We start from the raw sequence: 16,733 nt of genomic DNA, 5'->3' as shown, positions 1-16,733 counted from the left end.
CGTGAAAGCGCCTCCGGATCCAGCTTCAGAAGCCAGCCTCTCGGAAATTTCGGTGCCTCCGTAAAAACCAAAAGAGGGTTTTCACTGCGCCCCCTAACAATTTCTGTCGAGCCTAACGGGCTTCTTCAGCTTTTCATGAGATCCGGCTTCAACGGCCAACTCCTCGAAATTTTCGTGACCTCCATAAAAGTCAAAAGAGGACTTTTACTGCGCCCCCTAACAAATTTTTTCGGGTCTAACGGGCTTCTTCAGCTTTTCAATTTGCAAATTTCTTCAATATCAGGGATAATTATTAACAAGTGAAATCTTTTTAATTAGAAAGAAGGAACGGTATGGTTGAAAAATTAGTAATAAAAGGTGGGAAAGAGTTAACAGGGACATTGCGTGTCGATGGTGCTAAAAATAGTGCTGTGGCGCTTATTCCTGCTACAATTCTGGCCGATTCAGACGTAACGATCGAAGGGTTACCAGATATATCCGATGTACACACATTGTATGCGATTCTAGAAGAGCTTGGTGGAACGGTTCAAGCAGGTGCAGATGCTGTAACAATCGATCCATCCGATTTGACTGATATACCACTACCAAATGGTAACGTAAAAAAATTACGCGCTTCCTATTACCTCATGGGTGCCATGTTAGGTCGTTTTAAAAAAGCAGTTATCGGTCTCCCAGGAGGATGTTATTTAGGTCCCCGTCCCATTGATCAGCACATAAAAGGATTTGAGGCACTTGGAGCTACAGTTACAAACGAGCAAGGTGCTATCTATTTGCGTGCAGAGGAATTAAAAGGTGCTCGCATATATTTAGATGTTGTGAGCGTAGGAGCTACAATTAATATTATGCTAGCTGCAGTAAAAGCCACTGGCAAAACTGTCATCGAAAACGCGGCAAAAGAGCCAGAGATTATCGATGTTGCAACGCTTCTTACAAGTATGGGTGCAAAAATAAAAGGTGCCGGAACAGATACGATTCGTATTGAAGGCGTTGAGTCCCTTCATGGATGCCGTCACACTATCATTCCAGATCGTATTGAGGCAGGTACATTCATGATTTTAGCAGCCGCAGCCGGTTCTGGAATCAAAGTTGAAAATATTATACCAGCGCATATGGAGGCTGTGAAAGCCAAGCTTGTCGAAGCTGGTGTGTCCATAGAAATGGATGAAGATTCCGCTTATATTGGTAAAAGTGGCGAGTTAAAAAAAAGTAGACATTAAAACATATGCTTATCCAGGCTTCCCGACTGATTTGCAGCAACCAATGACAGCCCTATTGGCGGGCGCTCACGGGAGTAGTCTCGTAACGGATACCATTTATCCAAGTCGTTTTAAACATATTGACGAATTAAAAAGAATGGGTGGGCGTTTCAAGCTTCAAAGCCGTGCTGCTGTCATAACCGGTCCATCTCGTTTAAAAGGGGCAACAGTAACTGCGTCTGATTTACGGGCTGGCGCATCACTTGTTATTGCAGGATTAAGTGCTGATGGCATAACTGAAATTCATGGTGTCGAGCATATTGAACGGGGCTACGGACGCATCATTGAGAAATTAGAAGGCATTGGTGCGGAGATTAGCAAAGTTAATTACATCGAAGAAATCGTCTAACCATCAAGCGGAGTGACAAGCACTTGTCGCTCCACTGAGGTTGGCAATAAGTCTTTATAATAAGCTAAATAATAGCGAGACAATAAATAATTAAGAACATACTTGAATTTTCTGAATAAGTCATAAAACATTTTACCCTCAGCTCTCCTAAATTCCTCTCTATAAAAAATCCAAAAGGTGGTCAAATTATATGCCGGAGATATCCATTTCCTATCTGGAAAAACTGACAATTAAAGAAATTTATGCACTTGCTAAGGAACATAAAATTCCGTACTATAGCAAGCTCACAAAAAGAGAGCTTAGCTTTGCGTTACTAAAAGCAAGCGCTGAAAAACAAGGATTCTTTTTCATGGAAGGTGTTCTTGACATCATTGCCTCGGAAGGATTTGGCTTCCTGCGCCCCATCAATTATTCCGCGAGTTCCGAAGACATTTACATATCGGCTTCTCAAATTAGACGTTTTGACTTAAGAACCGGTGATAAAGTTTCAGGAAAAGTACGTCCACCAAAAGAAAATGAACGCTATTTTGGTTTGCTTCATGTCGAGGCGGTTAATGGTGAAAACCCAGAAATCGCTAAAGAACGTGTCCACTTCCCAGGTTTAACACCGCTTTATCCAGATCGCCAAATCCATATGGAGATTGGCCAAAATCCAATTTCTACGCGTATGATTGATATGATTTCACCCATCGGTTTTGGGCAACGTGGGCTGATTGTAGCACCGCCTAAAGCTGGTAAAACGATTCTTCTAAAGGAGATTGCGAATGCGATTACGGAAAACAGTCCGGATGCAGAACTTATCGTGCTTCTTATCGATGAGCGTCCAGAAGAAGTAACCGATATTGAGCGTTCCGTGAAGGCAGAGGTGGTTAGTTCGACTTTTGATGAAGTGCCAGAGAATCATATAAAAGTAGCTGAGCTCGTTTTAGAAAGAGCGATGCGACTTGTTGAGCAGAAGCGGGACGTTATCATTTTGATGGATAGCATCACCCGCCTGGCTCGCGCATATAATCTTGTTATCCCGCCTAGTGGACGTACGCTCTCAGGTGGTATTGATCCGGCCGCATTCCACAGACCAAAGCGTTTTTTCGGGGCTGCCCGAAATATCGAAGAAGGTGGAAGCTTGACAATCCTTGCCACAGCTCTTGTTGATACAGGTTCGCGAATGGATGACGTTATCTACGAAGAGTTTAAAGGTACTGGAAATATGGAACTTCATCTCGACCGTGCGATGGCTGAGCGTCGCGTTTTCCCAGCGATTGATATTCGTCGCTCAGGGACACGAAAAGAAGAACTCTTACTTCCAAAGGAGAACTTAGAGCAATTGTGGAAAATTCGCAAAATCATGCCCATTCAAGGCGATGCACTCGACATGTCAGAACGTTTTATTCGCTATTTGAAAAAGACGCCAACAAATGCTGATTTTTTCGAAGTTATCCAGACAGAAATGTTTAAAAAATAAGCCTTGCTAAAATAGAAAAGCATTGTTATAATGGTTTTACTGTGTGCAATTGTGCAGAAATTACTCTGTTTCAGATGATTCAGGGCGAAGGAGTTGAAAACAATGAAAGCTGGAATTCACCCGGAATACCGTCAAGTGGTATTTCTTGATACTAGTACAGATTTCAAATTTCTTTCTGGTTCTACTAAGGGCTCGAACGAAACTATTCAATGGGAAGATGGCAACGAGTATCCATTACTACGTGTCGAAATCAGTTCTGATTCTCACCCATTCTATACTGGTAAACAAAAACATGCGACAGCCGATGGACGTGTCGATCGTTTCAACAAGAAATACGGCATCAAATAAAAAAAGTCACCCTTTTGGGTGGCTTTTTTATTTGATAGGACTACTAGAAACATAGATCCGACATAAGTGTGAAAGAAGTGATCGATTAGTTCTTCTAATCGTGTGCGCGCGATGTATTTGCTGATTACGTAATAAATATAACTTCCTTGCCAATCCAAACATTTTCAATTCAACCTTGCTTGGGTTAAAATTGGGGGAGAGATATAAATGAGGAGGTTATCATGTGGTAGAACATTATGATTATATAGCGATTGGCGGAGGAAGTGGTGGAATTTCATCGGTGAATCGCGCGGCTAGTTACGGTATGAAGTGTGCTCTTGTAGAACCAAAGAATCTCGGTGGAACGTGCGTGAATGTTGGTTGCGTTCCCAAAAAAGTGATGTGGTATGGTGCTCAAATTTCTGAAGCAATGCACAAGTATGCACCTGACTACGGGTTCAGTGTGAAGCAAGAGGATTTTAATTTTGCGAAATTGGTGGAAAACCGTGAGGCATATATAGAGCGAATTCATGGCTCGTATCAGCGCGGACTCGATAACAATAAGGTAGATATCTTAAAAGGATATGCATCGTTTGTTGATGAGCACACGATTGAGGTGAATGGTACGCATTATACGGCAGATCATATATTGATTGCAACGGGTGGGAAGCCAGCTTGGCCAGATGTTCCTGGCGCAAACTTTGGAACAGATTCAGATGGCTTTTTTGAATGGACGAAGTTGCCGAAGAGCGTTGCAGTTGTTGGTGCAGGGTACATTGCGGTGGAAATTGCTGGCGTGTTGCAAGGTTTTGGCGTGGAGACGCATCTGTTTGTCCGGAAACATGCACCGCTACGCCATTTTGACCCGTTATTAGTGGATACATTGGTAGAAGTCATGAAGGAACATGGACCGACACTTCATACAGAGGCAATTCCAAAAGAAGTTACTAGCAATGAGGATGGAACAGTGACGCTTCATTTGGAGGATGGCAGAACACAAACGGTAGAGAAATTAATTTGGGCGATTGGTAGAAAACCGGTGACTGAATCGTTAAATTTAGCGACAACAGCAGTAGAACTTGATAAAAAAGGATATATCAAGGTAGATAAATTCCAAAATACGGCGGTTCCAGGTATTTATGCAGTTGGGGATATTACGGGTCATATTGAGTTGACACCAGTTGCAATTGCAGCGGGGCGCAGGTTATCGGAGCGGTTATTTAATGGTAAATTGAATGAGCATTTAGATTATAATCTAATCCCGACGGTTGTTTTTAGTCATCCCGCGATTGGAACGGTTGGCTTGACGGAACCAGAGGCGCTTGAAAAATACGGTGAAACACAGGTGAAAGTTTATACGTCCTCATTTACGTCGATGTATACTGCGATTACGGAACATCGCGAACCGTGCCGAATGAAGTTGGTATGTGCTGGAGACAATGAGAAAGTGGTAGGCTTACACGGTATTGGAACAGGCGTGGATGAGATGATTCAAGGATTTGCCGTTGCAATGAAAATGGGTGCGACAAAAGCTGATTTTGATAACACAGTCGCAATTCATCCAACTGGTTCTGAGGAATTTGTCACGATGCGTTAATTAAGAAGCACCTATAATTGGGGGTTATTGTTAGCTTATTGCTTGCATGCCCTAAATACAGGTGCTTTTATTTTGTTGAATTAGAGATGGTTCGTAGCTCTTTTGTGAACAATGTCCTAAATGAATATTCTGATATGTCAAATAAGCCTTTGCTTTATGGGGGGAAATTGCGTATAATAAGCATAATTACATGGTTTATAACTGAGGAGGTTGACAAGTGGAAGCGAAATTAGAAGTTGGGATTTTAGGGTTTGGAACGGTTGGTAGTGGTGTTATTCACATTTTAGAAGAGCATGCAGAGAAAATTAGTCAGATGACTGGCTACCAAGTGAGCGTTAAAACGGTTCTCGTGCGTGACTTAGAGAAAAATCGTCGTTACGAGACGAAAGGATTTAGCTTGACCACGGAGCCCTCCGATATTTTAGATGATCCAGCTATTGCGGTAGTTGTGGAAGTTATGGGAAGTATTGAACCAGCGCGAGAGTATGTTTTACAGGCACTTAAAGCAGGGAAACATGTTGTGACGGCGAATAAAGATTTAATTGCGTTACATGGTGATGAGTTGATTGCTGTGGCGCAGGCGAATAAATGTGATTTATTCTATGAAGCGAGTGTTGCCGGTGGGATTCCGATTTTACGGACAATCGTGAACGGTCTTGCAGCTGATAAAATTCAGAAAGTTATGGGAATCGTCAATGGAACGACGAACTTCATGTTGACAAAAATGAAGACGGATAAGCGGAGTTACGAGGATGTTCTGAAAGAGGCGCAGGATCTAGGTTTTGCAGAATCAGACCCGACGAATGATGTGGACGGTATTGATGCAGCTCGTAAAATGGTAATTTTGACGCGATTAGCGTTTGGTATGAATGTGGATTTAGCTGACGTGGATACGGTCGGAATTCGTGGGATTGCGCCACGTGACATGGAAGTTGCTGAGCAGTTGAAATACGTGATTAAATTGGTCGGTACAGCGGAGGAGAAGAACGGCTCAGTGGCGGTTAGCGTCGGACCTGTGCTCTTGCCGAAATATCATCCGATGGCGGGCGTGAATAACGAGAATAACGCGGTTTTTGTCACGGGTGCTGCGGCTGGCGAGACGATGTATTATGGACCGGGTGCTGGTGAATTGCCAACAGCTACGAGCGTAGTCAGCGATATTATTACGGTTGCAAAGAATAGTAATTTAGGTACTACTGGTAATGCGTTTAATAGCTATAAACATGATACGAAACAAACAGTGCCTGAAGAAATTTTCTCGAAGTATTATTTAAGAATTGTCATGGATGATAAAACCGGGACATTCCTTAAGTTAACGCAAATTTTTGCGGAAGCAGGAGTTGGTTTTGATAAGATTTTGCAGGAGCCACTGGATGAATTTACGGCAACTGTTGTTGTTGTAACGCACACGACAAGTAAAGCGCAACTGGAACAAGCGATTGAAAAAGTGAAACTGGAACCGCAAATGCAAGTCGAAGCGAAATATCAAGTTGTGGAGGGATAAATAATGTACGAAGGATTACTGAAAAGATACAAGGATTATTTACCGATTACTGAAAACACACCGCTAATTGGCTTAGCAGAAGGGAATACACCGCTTATTCCATTGCCGAATTTGTCGAAAGAGCTTGGTGTGACGCTGTATGGCAAATATGAAGGGTTAAATCCGACGGGCTCGTTTAAAGATCGTGGTATGGTGATGGCTGTTGCGAAGGCGAAGGAAGAGGGAGCAACGGCGGTTATTTGTGCTTCAACAGGGAACACATCGGCTGCTGCAGCTGCATATGCTACTCGTGCGGGAATGAGGGCGTACGTCGTGATTCCGGATGGGAAAGTAGCGCTTGGCAAGTTGGCGCAGGCTGTGATGTATGGGGCAGATATTATCGCGATTAAAGGAAACTTTGATGAGGCGTTGGACGCGGTTCGCGAGCTTGCTAAAACGGAAGCTGTAGCACTTGTTAACTCGGTTAATCCGTACCGATTGGAAGGTCAGAAAACAGCTGCATTCGAGATTTGCGAACAATTAGGTGGCAAAGCGCCGGATGTGCTTGCGATTCCGGTTGGGAATGCGGGAAATATTTCAGCTTATTGGAAAGGTTTTAAGGAATGGGACGGACATTTTGGTGTCGGCTTACCTCGGATGCATGGTTTTGAAGCGGAAGGTGCAGCGGCGATTGTTCAAGGCACTCCAATTAAGAATCCTGAGACGATTGCGACAGCGATTCGGATTGGTAACCCAGCAAGTTGGGAATTGGCTGAGGCCGCGCGTGATGAGTCAAAAGGCTATATTCATTCTGTAACGGATGATGAGATTATAAATGCATACAAAAAAGTCGCGGCGCAAGACGGTGTGTTCATTGAACCGGGTTCTGCGGCATCGCTGGCTGGTGTTATCCAACATGTGAAGAGTGGTGCGATTAAGCAAGGTGAGACAGTTGTGTGTGTGTTCACTGGGAACGGCTTAAAAGACCCAGATACGGCAATGAGCGTGCATGAAGTTCCAATTTCACATGTGGAAGGTGTGGACGCAATGCGTGATTACTTACGTGGAGGCGTGACGAAATGATTAGAATCCAAGTTCCGGCTACAACAGCGAATCTTGGACCAGGTTTTGATTCGTGCGGTCTTGCGCTATCGCTCTACTTGACGCTAGAAGTTTTGGAGCTAACAACAGAATGGCACATTGCGCATGATCTAGGGGATGGAATCCCGATGGACGCGTCAAACGTCATCATCGAAACTGCACTTAGTATTGCGCCGAATCTTACACCGCACAATCTAAAAATGATTTGTGATATTCCAGCGGCGCGCGGACTTGGAAGTAGTTCAGCAGCTGTTGTAGCAGGCATTGAGCTCGCCAATATCCTCGCTAATTTAGAATTGACGCCGGAACGTAAAGTGGAGATTGCTGCGGAAATTGAAGGTCATCCTGATAATGTTGCTCCAGCAGTGCTAGGTAATTTTGTTGTAGGCGCAAAATTGGATGGAGAAGATTTCTACGTTAGGCATCTTTTCCCGGATTGTGCATTACTCGCTTTTATCCCACAGGAGGCACTTCTAACAAGTGAAAGCCGTGGTGTTTTACCAGCCGAACTTCCTTACAAAGAAGCTGTCAAAGCGAGCAGTATCGCTAATGTGATGATAGCGGCACTATTGCAAAACGATTTAAGACTAGCTGGCGACATGATGGAACGCGATTTATGGCATGAGAATTACCGCGCAAAACTTGTACCGCATCTTGCTCCACTTCGTAAGTTGACAAAAGCGAATGGTGCTTATGCAGCCTGTCTAAGTGGTGCAGGCCCGACAATTTTAATTTTTGCGCCAAAGACAGAAGCTGCAAATTTAATTAAGATTATGGAAGAATTCGATCAAACGGCCAGCGTGCTTTCGCTAAATGTAGAAGGTAATGGCTCTACGATATTCTCATAATGAAACTACGAGTAAAGCACTGTTTTTCGCTTTACTCGTAGTTTTTGTTGTTCCAATTTCCGCGCTATGATAGAATGAAAAAGAGTTTTTAACATGGAAATGAGAGGTTTTGAGGGAATGGCACAGCTTTTCTTTAGATATGGTTCGATGAATAGTGGTAAAACAATTGAAATTTTAAAAGTAGCGCATAATTATGAGGAGCAAAACAAGCCGGTCGTTATTTTTACATCAGGGATTGATAATCGGGATCAAGTTGGTGTGATTTCGAGCCGAATTGGTTTGAAACGCGAGGCAATCCCAGTATTTTCAGCAACGAATCTACATGATGAAGTTGTAAAAATAGATCCGAAACCATATTGTGTTCTGCTTGACGAGTCGCAATTTTTGGAGAAAAAGCATATTTTACAACTAGCAGAAATTGCAGATGGGCTTAATATCCCAGTTATTGCATACGGTCTAAAAAACGATTTTCAAAATGAGCTTTTCGAGGGTTCTAAATATTTATTACTATATGCAGATAAAATTGAAGAAATGAAGACTGTTTGTTGGTTCTGCACGAAGAAGGCAACAATGGTACTGCGTGTCGATGAGGAAGGAAAACCAATGTATAAAGGTGACCAAATCATGATCGGTGGTAATGATCGCTATTATCCAGTGTGCCGAAAATGTCACGCCAACCCATCAATTTAAATTTTTGACAACTAAAAAATGAGGTGAACCTAAATGTATGATCGTTTACAAGCAGTGGAAGATCGTTATGATGAGCTAAATGAGTTGCTGAGCGACCCGAATGTAGTTAGTGACGCAAAAAAAATTACGAGACTATTCCAAAGAGCAATCTAGCATTACTGAAACAGTCGAGACATATCGAGAGTATAAAGATGTGACTGAGGGACTTGCAGAAACGCGCGAAATGATGAACGAAAAACTCGATGATGATATGAAAGAAATGGTCAAAGAGGAATTTAACGAATTGACACAAAAAAAAGACGGACTTGGAAGAAAGATTGAAGCTCTTACTCGTTCCAAAAGACCCAAATGATGACAAAAATGTAATTATGGAAATTCGTGGTGCTGCTGGTGGTGATGAAGCTGCATTATTTGCCGGGGATTTATTCCGGATGTATTCACGTTACGCTGAATCGCGCGGTTGGAAAGCGGAAGTAATGGAAGCAAATGCTACGGGAATTGGCGGTTATAAAGAGATTATCGTATTGATTAACGGATCTGGAGCTTATTCTCGTTTAAAATACGAAAATGGTGCTCACCGTGTACAGCGTGTACCAGAAACTGAGTCAGGCGGTCGGATTCATACATCGACAGCGACAGTTGCGATTTTGCCAGAAGCAGAAGATGTTGAAATTGATATTAAAGATAGTGAAATTCGTACGGATACTTTTGCGTCTAGTGGTGCCGGCGGACAAAGCGTTAATACGACGATGTCCGCAGTGCGTTTGACACACATTCCGACGGGGATTGTTGTTTCGATGCAAGATGAACGTTCCCAAATTAAGAATAAAGAGAAGGCAATGAAAATTTTGAGAGCCCGTATTTTTGATAAATTTGAGCGTGAGGCACAGGAAGAGTATGATACGCATCGGAAATCTGCGGTCGGTACTGGTGACCGTTCTGAGCGAATTCGGACGTATAATTATCCACAGAATCGAGTGACTGACCACCGTATTGGTTTGACGATTCAGAAACTCGATCAAATTATGGAAGGTAAGCTAGATGAGGTTATCGATGCACTTATTTTGGAAGATCAAACGAGCCGTCTTGACCATTTAAGCGATGGTATGTAAGATGACAATTGCCGAAGTCTTGCACCAAGCAAAAGCCGAATTGACCGTTCGCAAATTAGATCTTAACATCGCTGAAATTATCATCGAAACGAGGTTAGGTCTGACACGTTCTGAGCTATGGATGTCGTTGGACCGAGAAATGAACGTGAGCGAAAAAAAAACAATTTGATAACGATTTCGCGCGTTATATAGGAGGAGAGCCAGTTCAGTACATTTTGGAAGTGGCTCCTTTTATGGACGCGATTTTTATGTCACACCGAGCGTCCTCATTCCGCGTCCAGAAACCGAGGAGCTCGTTTATGCGGCGGAAAAGTATATCGAACAAAATCCGACCCGTATCCAGCATCTTTTGGACATCTGTACTGGTAGTGGCATTATCCCGATTACATTGAAAGCAATATTCCCTTCGTGTGATATTACTGGTTCTGATATTTCTAAAGAAGCACTTCAAATTGCTGAGCAAAACAATGCGCGACTGGAAACAGATGTCCGATTTATCCACAGTGATTTAGTAGAATATTTTCAAAAAACTGGGGAAAAATTTGACGTAATCTTAGCGAATCCGCCTTATATTGCAGAATCTGAGCGTGTGGAAATGTCGAAATATGTGCTAGAAAATGAACCAGAACTAGCATTATTCGCGCCAAATGATGGTTTAGCAATTTACGAACGACTTATTAAAAATTTGCCAGATATTGTGGATAATTGTTTTTGGATTGGAATGGAAATAGGTTATGCACAAGGCCAAGCAGTGAAAAAACTGCTAGAAAAAAGTTTTCCACAAGCCAACGTTATTGTTAAACAAGACATAAATGGCAAAGATCGAATGGTTATTTGCTCTAATGAACTGATATAGAAGCATTTCTATCTAAGAGATGCTTTTTTCTTGGCTATATTTATCCACAACATTGGGGATAAAACTTTGTGCAAAAAAATTTTTTTAATCGAACCTTAATAATTAAAAATCAGTTATCAACACACTTATGCACATTATCCACAGATTCACAATTACTTATCCACATTGACAAAGTTATTATCCACAGTTTGGGGATAACTAGGTGAGCAACATTCTAATTTTTAAATAAAGCAAGCTTAGACTATAAAAATGACATCAGAAACGGTAAAATAAGATTAAAGCAATGTAAAGGAGCAAATCCTAATGGAAACTAAGATTTGGCATGTAACAAAGGAGAATGAAATTCAGACGTACCTCGAAGCAGCAAAGCTTTTGCAAGCGGGAGAAACCGTGGCCTTCCCTACTGAGACCGTTTATGGAATTGGCGCAGATGCTACAAATGAACAAGCAGTAGCTAAGATTTATGAAGCGAAAGGGCGACCATCAGATAATCCTCTTATCGTTCACGTAGCGGACCAATCACAAATCCATGAATTCGTTCAAAAAATCCCGAGCAACGCAAAAAAACTAATGAAAGAGTTTTGGCCCGGTCCGCTGACGATTATTTTACCTCTACAGCCAGAGCGACTGGCTACCAATGTGACGGCAGGTTTGGATAGCGTTGGCGTTCGCATGCCAGAGCATCCTGTTGCTCTTGGACTTTTGGCGGTGGCTGGGATTCCTGTTGCAGCTCCAAGTGCTAATCAATCGGGAAAGCCAAGCCCGACATCCGGCGAACACGTGGCTGAAGATTTATTAGGGCGTATTTCTGGTATCGTCTTTGCTGGCAAAACGGGTGTGGGTTTGGAATCTACGGTCATTGATTGTACACTTGAACCCCCAGCTATTTTGCGACCGGGAGGCATTTCGCAAGAGGAAATTGAGGCTGTGATTGGTCCGGTTATTTCAGAAGCGAAGGAAATGACACAGCAAGAAGCACCGAAAGCGCCGGGAATGAAATACACGCATTACGCGCCCAAAGCTCCTTTAGCAATTGTTAAGGGAGATACGACATTTTTCCAAAAACAGATTGATTTAGCAGAAAAACGCGGAGAGGTCGTTGGTGTACTAGTATCTGATGAATTAGAGGAGCATTTACGGAAGTCAGAATACATGATAGGGCTTGGGAGTAAGGCTCATCCAGAGGAGATTGCTTACCGGCTATATGACCGCTTACGTTATTTTGATCATACTCCTGTGACACTTATTTATACAGAACCATTTGAGAAAGTGGGAATTGGCGAAGCGGTAATGAATCGTCTTGATAAGGCAGCAGGCGGACGCTATATTAAACAAAGTGAGGAAAATTAGCATGAAAATTTTATTTGTGTGCACTGGAAATACTTGTAGAAGCCCAATGGCAGAAAAAATATTGCAGTGGTTCAAACCTGAATGGGAGGTTCGTTCAGCTGGAATTATAGCTATAGCTGGGGCGCCGATGTCGATGCAATCAAAAGAGGTGCTACAAGAGCATGGATTACCCACCTATCACATCGCAAAACCATTGACTGATGAGCTGGTGGAACAAGCAGATAAAATTTTTGTGATGACAGAACAACATCGGCGCACCCTTGTGGATAAATTTCCAAACAAAAAAACGGAGCTGATTTCGCCGTACGATTTTGATGTAGCAGATCCGTATGGCGGTAGTAAGGCGGATTATGAGTATGCTTTTGCGGAGTTAGAAGAAATGATTACACGAAGATTCTTATTAGATGTTTAGAGCTTACTTTTAGTGTCCTCATATTTTCTAGCTCTATCAGTCAGTCTCTTGGAATTTTCGTGGGCTCCGCAAAAAGTGGTTTTCACTGCGCGTGCTAACTAATTCTGCTGAGGCTGACGGTCTTGTTTGTTCTTTTATGCTTGTGAATTACCTCACTATTTAGAATTAGTTAATCTTGCGCGAAAATACTTGCAATTTAAGCTGGAATGAGGGATTATTAAACCATGTACGAAGCTTTACTAATCATTTGAGAAAAGGATGGGGATCCACACATGGTTTATCTACAAAAGCACGACAAAGCAGTTTTTGACGCAATTGAGTTAGAGTTAGGCAGACAGCGCAATAATATTGAGTTAATCGCATCGGAGAATTTCGTAACAGAACAGGTTATGGAAGCAATGGGCTCTGTTTTGACGAACAAATACGCAGAAGGTTATCCTGGCAAACGTTACTACGGCGGTTGTGAATATGTTGATATTGTAGAGAATTTAGCCCGTGATCGCGCGAAACAATTATTTGGTGCAGAATACGCAAACGTTCAACCTCACTCTGGTGCACAAGCAAATATGGCAGTATATCACGCGACACTGAAACCAGGGGATGTTGTCCTTGGAATGAATTTATCTCATGGTGGACATTTAACACATGGAAGCCCAGCGAATTTTAGTGGTGAATTATACAAATTCGTAGCCTATGGTGTGGATGAAGAAACAAAACAAATTGATTATGACAAAGTTCGTGAAATTGCACTAGAACATAAGCCAAAAATGATTGTTGCGGGAGCAAGTGCTTATCCACGTGCAATCGATTTCGCTAAATTCCGTGAAATCGCAGATGAAGTTGGCGCATACTTAATGGTGGACATGGCACATATCGCAGGTCTTGTTGCAACAGGCCACCACCAAAACCCAGTTCCATACGCAGATTTCGTAACAACAACAACACATAAAACATTGCGAGGTCCACGTGGCGGTATGATTTTAGCAAAAGCAGAATGGGAAGCAAAACTTAACAAAGCGATTTTTCCAGGAATTCAAGGTGGCCCATTAATGCATGTTATCGCAGCGAAAGCAGTTGCATTTGGTGAGGCATTACAACCTGAATTCACGACCTATAGCGAAAATATTATAAAAAATTCAAAACAACTAGCAAAAACATTACAAGAGAATGGTGTGACTGTCCTAACAGGTGGTTCGGATAACCATTTACTATTAATCGATTTAAAACCACTAGGTCTGACTGGAAAAGCGGCAGAAGCAGTGCTTGATGATGTCGGTCTTACTGTAAATAAAAATACAATTCCATTCGAAACAGAGAGCCCATTCGTGACGAGTGGAATCCGTGTTGGTGTTGCGGCTGTAACAACACGCGGCTTTGATGAAGCTGCTATTGCCAGAGTCGGCAAACTCATTGCGAAAGTGTTGCATAATTTAGAAGATGAAGCAGTACATGCTGAGGTGAGACAAGAAGTAGCAAAGATTACAGCAGAATATCCATTATACCCATCATTATAGGAAATACAAGGGGAGCATAAACCAAATAACTCCCCTGAATACAAACGCTTTCGCTCTATTTGTGTCTAGCGTAATCTTCGTCTTACCCAGATAATGGGTAGGGCGATTTTTAGCTTGTTCGGGGTTTAGCTCAACCTCTTTTTTGTAGCATTTTTGTCGAAACGATTTAATACTTGCACAAGAGCGATTCTCTGATACAATAAGAGAAGGAAATTTACCTTAAAGGAGCGAATACAATGGCAAAAGTACAAGTAATAGATCATCCATTAGTTCAACATAAACTAACAATTATCCGCGACAAAGATACCGGAACAAAGGCATTTCGTGAATTAGTAAATGAGGTTGCAACCTTAATGGCATATGAAATTACACGCGATGTAGAGTTAGAAGATACAATCGTTGAAACACCACTACAAAAAACACCCGCAAAAACAATCGCAGGTAAAAAGCTTGGAGTTGTTCCAATTTTACGCGCAGGTCTTGGAATGGCAGATGGGATCCTAACGCTCATCCCAGCTGCAAAAGTTGGACATGTTGGATTATACCGTGATCACGATACACTAGAACCGGTAGAGTATTTTGTAAAGTTACCATCTGATGTAGACGAGAGACTATTCATTGTAGTTGACCCAATGCTTGCAACAGGGGGATCAGCAATCATGGCTATTGATTGCTTGAAAAAACGTGGCGCTAAAAATATGAAATTTATGTGTTTAGTTGCTGCTCCAGAGGGAATTAAAGCATTACAAGAGGCACATCCTGATGTAGATATTTTCGTAGCTGGTTTGGATGAAAAATTAGATGAACATGGCTACATTATCCCAGGGCTTGGCGACGCTGGTGACCGCTTGTTTGGCACAAAATAATAGAAACATGAAGCGGGGAAGCAAGGGTTTCCTCGTTTTTTCAGAAAGGGTTGGGAACTATGAGTAAAATTAAAGTGATGAGTGTTTTCGGAACACGACCTGAAGCAATAAAAATGGCTCCACTCGTTTTAGAATTCGAAAAACAAAAAGAATTTTTCGAGTCCCGCGTCGTTATTACAGCGCAACATCGCGAAATGTTAGACCAAGTGCTGGATATTTTCAATGTGCAGCCAGATGTTGACTTAAATATCATGCAGAAACAACAAACATTAACTGATATCACAACGCGTGCAATGCAAGGCCTGAATGATGTTATCGCAGAAGAAAAGCCTGATATTGTTCTTGTTCACGGTGATACAACAACAAGCTTTGCGGCGGCTTTAGCAGCTTTTTATAATCAAACGGCAATTGGTCATGTAGAGGCTGGCTTGCGCACATGGAATAAGTATTCACCATTCCCAGAAGAAGCAAATCGCCAACTGACAGGTGTGATGGCCGATCTTCACTTCTCGCCGACATCACAATCTAAACAGAACCTGCTAGATGAAGGTAAAAACCCAGATGCTATTTTTGTTACGGGTAATACAGCTATTGATGCGCTGAAAACAACAGTTCAAGAAGATTATCATCATCCTATTCTTGATGGGCTAGGAGACAATCGATTAATCCTAATGACGGCACATCGTCGCGAGAACCTAGGTGCACCGATGCAGGGGATTTTTGAGGCTGTTCGTGAAGTAGCAGAGGCCCGCGAAGATGTGGAAATTGTGTACCCGATGCATATGAACCCAGCCGTTCGCGAAAAAGCAACAGCGATTCTTGGCGGTCATCCACGTATTCATCTTATTGAGCCGTTAGACGCTATCGACTTTCATAACTTCTTAAAGAAATCGTATCTTGTGTTCACTGATTCAGGTGGCGTACAAGAAGAAGCACCAGGAATGGGAGTGCCCGTTTTAGTTTTACGGGATACAACCGAACGACCAGAAGGTGTAGAAGCTGGGACCTTAAAACTTATCGGTACGGCGAAAGAAGATTTGAAAAAAGAAGCTTTTGACTTACTAGATAACAAAGATGCCTATCTTAAAATGGCTAATGCGAACAATCCATATGGTGACGGTGAAGCCTCCGCTCGCATTTTAGAAGCCATCAAATTCCATTTCAAAAAAACAACCGAACGTCCATCAGATTACACAGTATAATAGCATTCGACCATCTTTTGTTTTGACAAGGAGGATGGTCTTTTTTTTAGTGAATTGCCGGAGGTGGAGATAGAACTCATTTTTACACAAAAATAAGCAAGATATCACGACTCCTTTTGTAAATCTTACTTCGCACTAATCGAATCAAAGCGCTTGTGTTCAGAAGATTTCATAAGGATTACATGTTCGCTTTGCTTGTATGTATATTGGGACTGTGGCTTATGTTCTATTCGAACAGTCGGGAAGGATTACATGTTCGCTTTGCTTGTATGTATATTGGGACTGTGGCTTATGTTCTATTCGAACAG

Annotated in this window: 13 protein-coding genes and 3 pseudogenes; all 16 read left to right on the top strand. The window is 42.3% G+C overall.

The window, feature by feature from the left end; all coding sequences use genetic code 11:
• Positions 1 to 303, top strand: a 303-nt coding sequence (locus tag PROCOU_RS18025; protein WP_208855800.1) for a hypothetical protein, incomplete at its 5' end; no start/stop codon positions are given.
• 29 nt (positions 304 to 332) lie between these two features.
• Positions 333 to 1,605: pseudogene (locus PROCOU_RS04650) on the top strand (UDP-N-acetylglucosamine 1-carboxyvinyltransferase).
• A 190-nt stretch (positions 1,606 to 1,795) separates the two neighbouring features.
• Complete coding sequence (rho, locus tag PROCOU_RS04645) at positions 1,796 to 3,067, top strand: transcription termination factor Rho (RefSeq protein WP_036069983.1); 1,272 nt, start codon at positions 1,796 to 1,798, stop codon at positions 3,065 to 3,067.
• A gap of 102 nt (positions 3,068 to 3,169) precedes the next feature.
• Entirely contained in the window at positions 3,170 to 3,415 is a 246-nt protein-coding gene (locus PROCOU_RS04640; protein ID WP_036065627.1) for a type B 50S ribosomal protein L31, read from the top strand.
• Positions 3,416 to 3,638: 223 nt separating this feature from the next.
• A complete protein-coding gene (gene gorA, locus PROCOU_RS04635) occupies positions 3,639 to 4,991 on the top strand; it encodes a glutathione-disulfide reductase (protein ID WP_036069981.1) in 1,353 nt (450 codons plus the stop codon).
• 217 nt (positions 4,992 to 5,208) lie between these two features.
• Complete coding sequence (locus tag PROCOU_RS04630) at positions 5,209 to 6,495, top strand: homoserine dehydrogenase (RefSeq protein ID WP_036069979.1); 1,287 nt, start codon at positions 5,209 to 5,211, stop codon at positions 6,493 to 6,495.
• A 3-nt stretch (positions 6,496 to 6,498) separates the two neighbouring features.
• Complete coding sequence (thrC, locus tag PROCOU_RS04625; protein WP_036069978.1) at positions 6,499 to 7,557, top strand: threonine synthase; 1,059 nt, start codon at positions 6,499 to 6,501, stop codon at positions 7,555 to 7,557.
• Positions 7,557 to 8,423, top strand: coding sequence for a homoserine kinase (gene thrB / locus PROCOU_RS04620; protein ID WP_077913323.1), 867 nt, complete (start codon positions 7,557 to 7,559; stop codon positions 8,421 to 8,423). The genes thrC and thrB overlap by 1 nt, the downstream gene beginning before the upstream one ends.
• Before the next feature lie 117 nt (positions 8,424 to 8,540).
• Positions 8,541 to 9,113 (top strand): thymidine kinase, encoded by a 573-nt coding sequence (locus tag PROCOU_RS04615; RefSeq protein ID WP_036069984.1) that lies wholly within the window; start codon positions 8,541 to 8,543, stop codon positions 9,111 to 9,113.
• A gap of 33 nt (positions 9,114 to 9,146) precedes the next feature.
• Positions 9,147 to 10,225: pseudogene (gene prfA, locus PROCOU_RS04610) on the top strand (peptide chain release factor 1).
• Between the two features lies 1 nt (position 10,226).
• Positions 10,227 to 11,081, top strand: a pseudogene (prmC, locus tag PROCOU_RS04605) (peptide chain release factor N(5)-glutamine methyltransferase).
• Positions 11,082 to 11,384: 303 nt separating this feature from the next.
• A complete protein-coding gene (locus tag PROCOU_RS04600) occupies positions 11,385 to 12,431 on the top strand; it encodes an L-threonylcarbamoyladenylate synthase (protein ID WP_036069976.1) in 1,047 nt (348 codons plus the stop codon).
• A gap of 1 nt (position 12,432) precedes the next feature.
• Positions 12,433 to 12,843: a low molecular weight protein arginine phosphatase gene (locus PROCOU_RS04595; RefSeq protein ID WP_036069974.1), complete on the top strand. Its 411-nt coding sequence runs from the start codon at positions 12,433 to 12,435 to the stop codon at positions 12,841 to 12,843.
• 272 nt (positions 12,844 to 13,115) lie between these two features.
• Positions 13,116 to 14,357 carry a serine hydroxymethyltransferase gene (gene glyA / locus PROCOU_RS04590; protein WP_036069972.1) on the top strand — a complete coding sequence of 414 codons (1,242 nt, stop codon included), beginning with the start codon at positions 13,116 to 13,118 and terminating at the stop codon, positions 14,355 to 14,357.
• Between the two features lie 236 nt (positions 14,358 to 14,593).
• On the top strand, positions 14,594 to 15,223 hold the full coding sequence (gene upp / locus PROCOU_RS04585; protein ID WP_036069970.1) for a uracil phosphoribosyltransferase: 630 nt from the start codon (positions 14,594 to 14,596) through the stop codon (positions 15,221 to 15,223).
• 59 nt (positions 15,224 to 15,282) lie between these two features.
• Positions 15,283 to 16,425 (top strand): non-hydrolyzing UDP-N-acetylglucosamine 2-epimerase, encoded by a 1,143-nt coding sequence (gene wecB, locus PROCOU_RS04580; RefSeq protein WP_036069968.1) that lies wholly within the window; start codon positions 15,283 to 15,285, stop codon positions 16,423 to 16,425.
• Positions 16,426 to 16,733 lie beyond the last annotated feature (308 nt).

This window comes from Listeria rocourtiae FSL F6-920, assembly GCF_000525975.1.
GTDB lineage: Bacteria > Bacillota > Bacilli > Lactobacillales > Listeriaceae > Listeria_A > Listeria_A rocourtiae.
The sequence above is the reverse complement of the archived record's forward strand: the minus strand, read 5'-3'. Positions and strand labels throughout refer to the sequence as shown.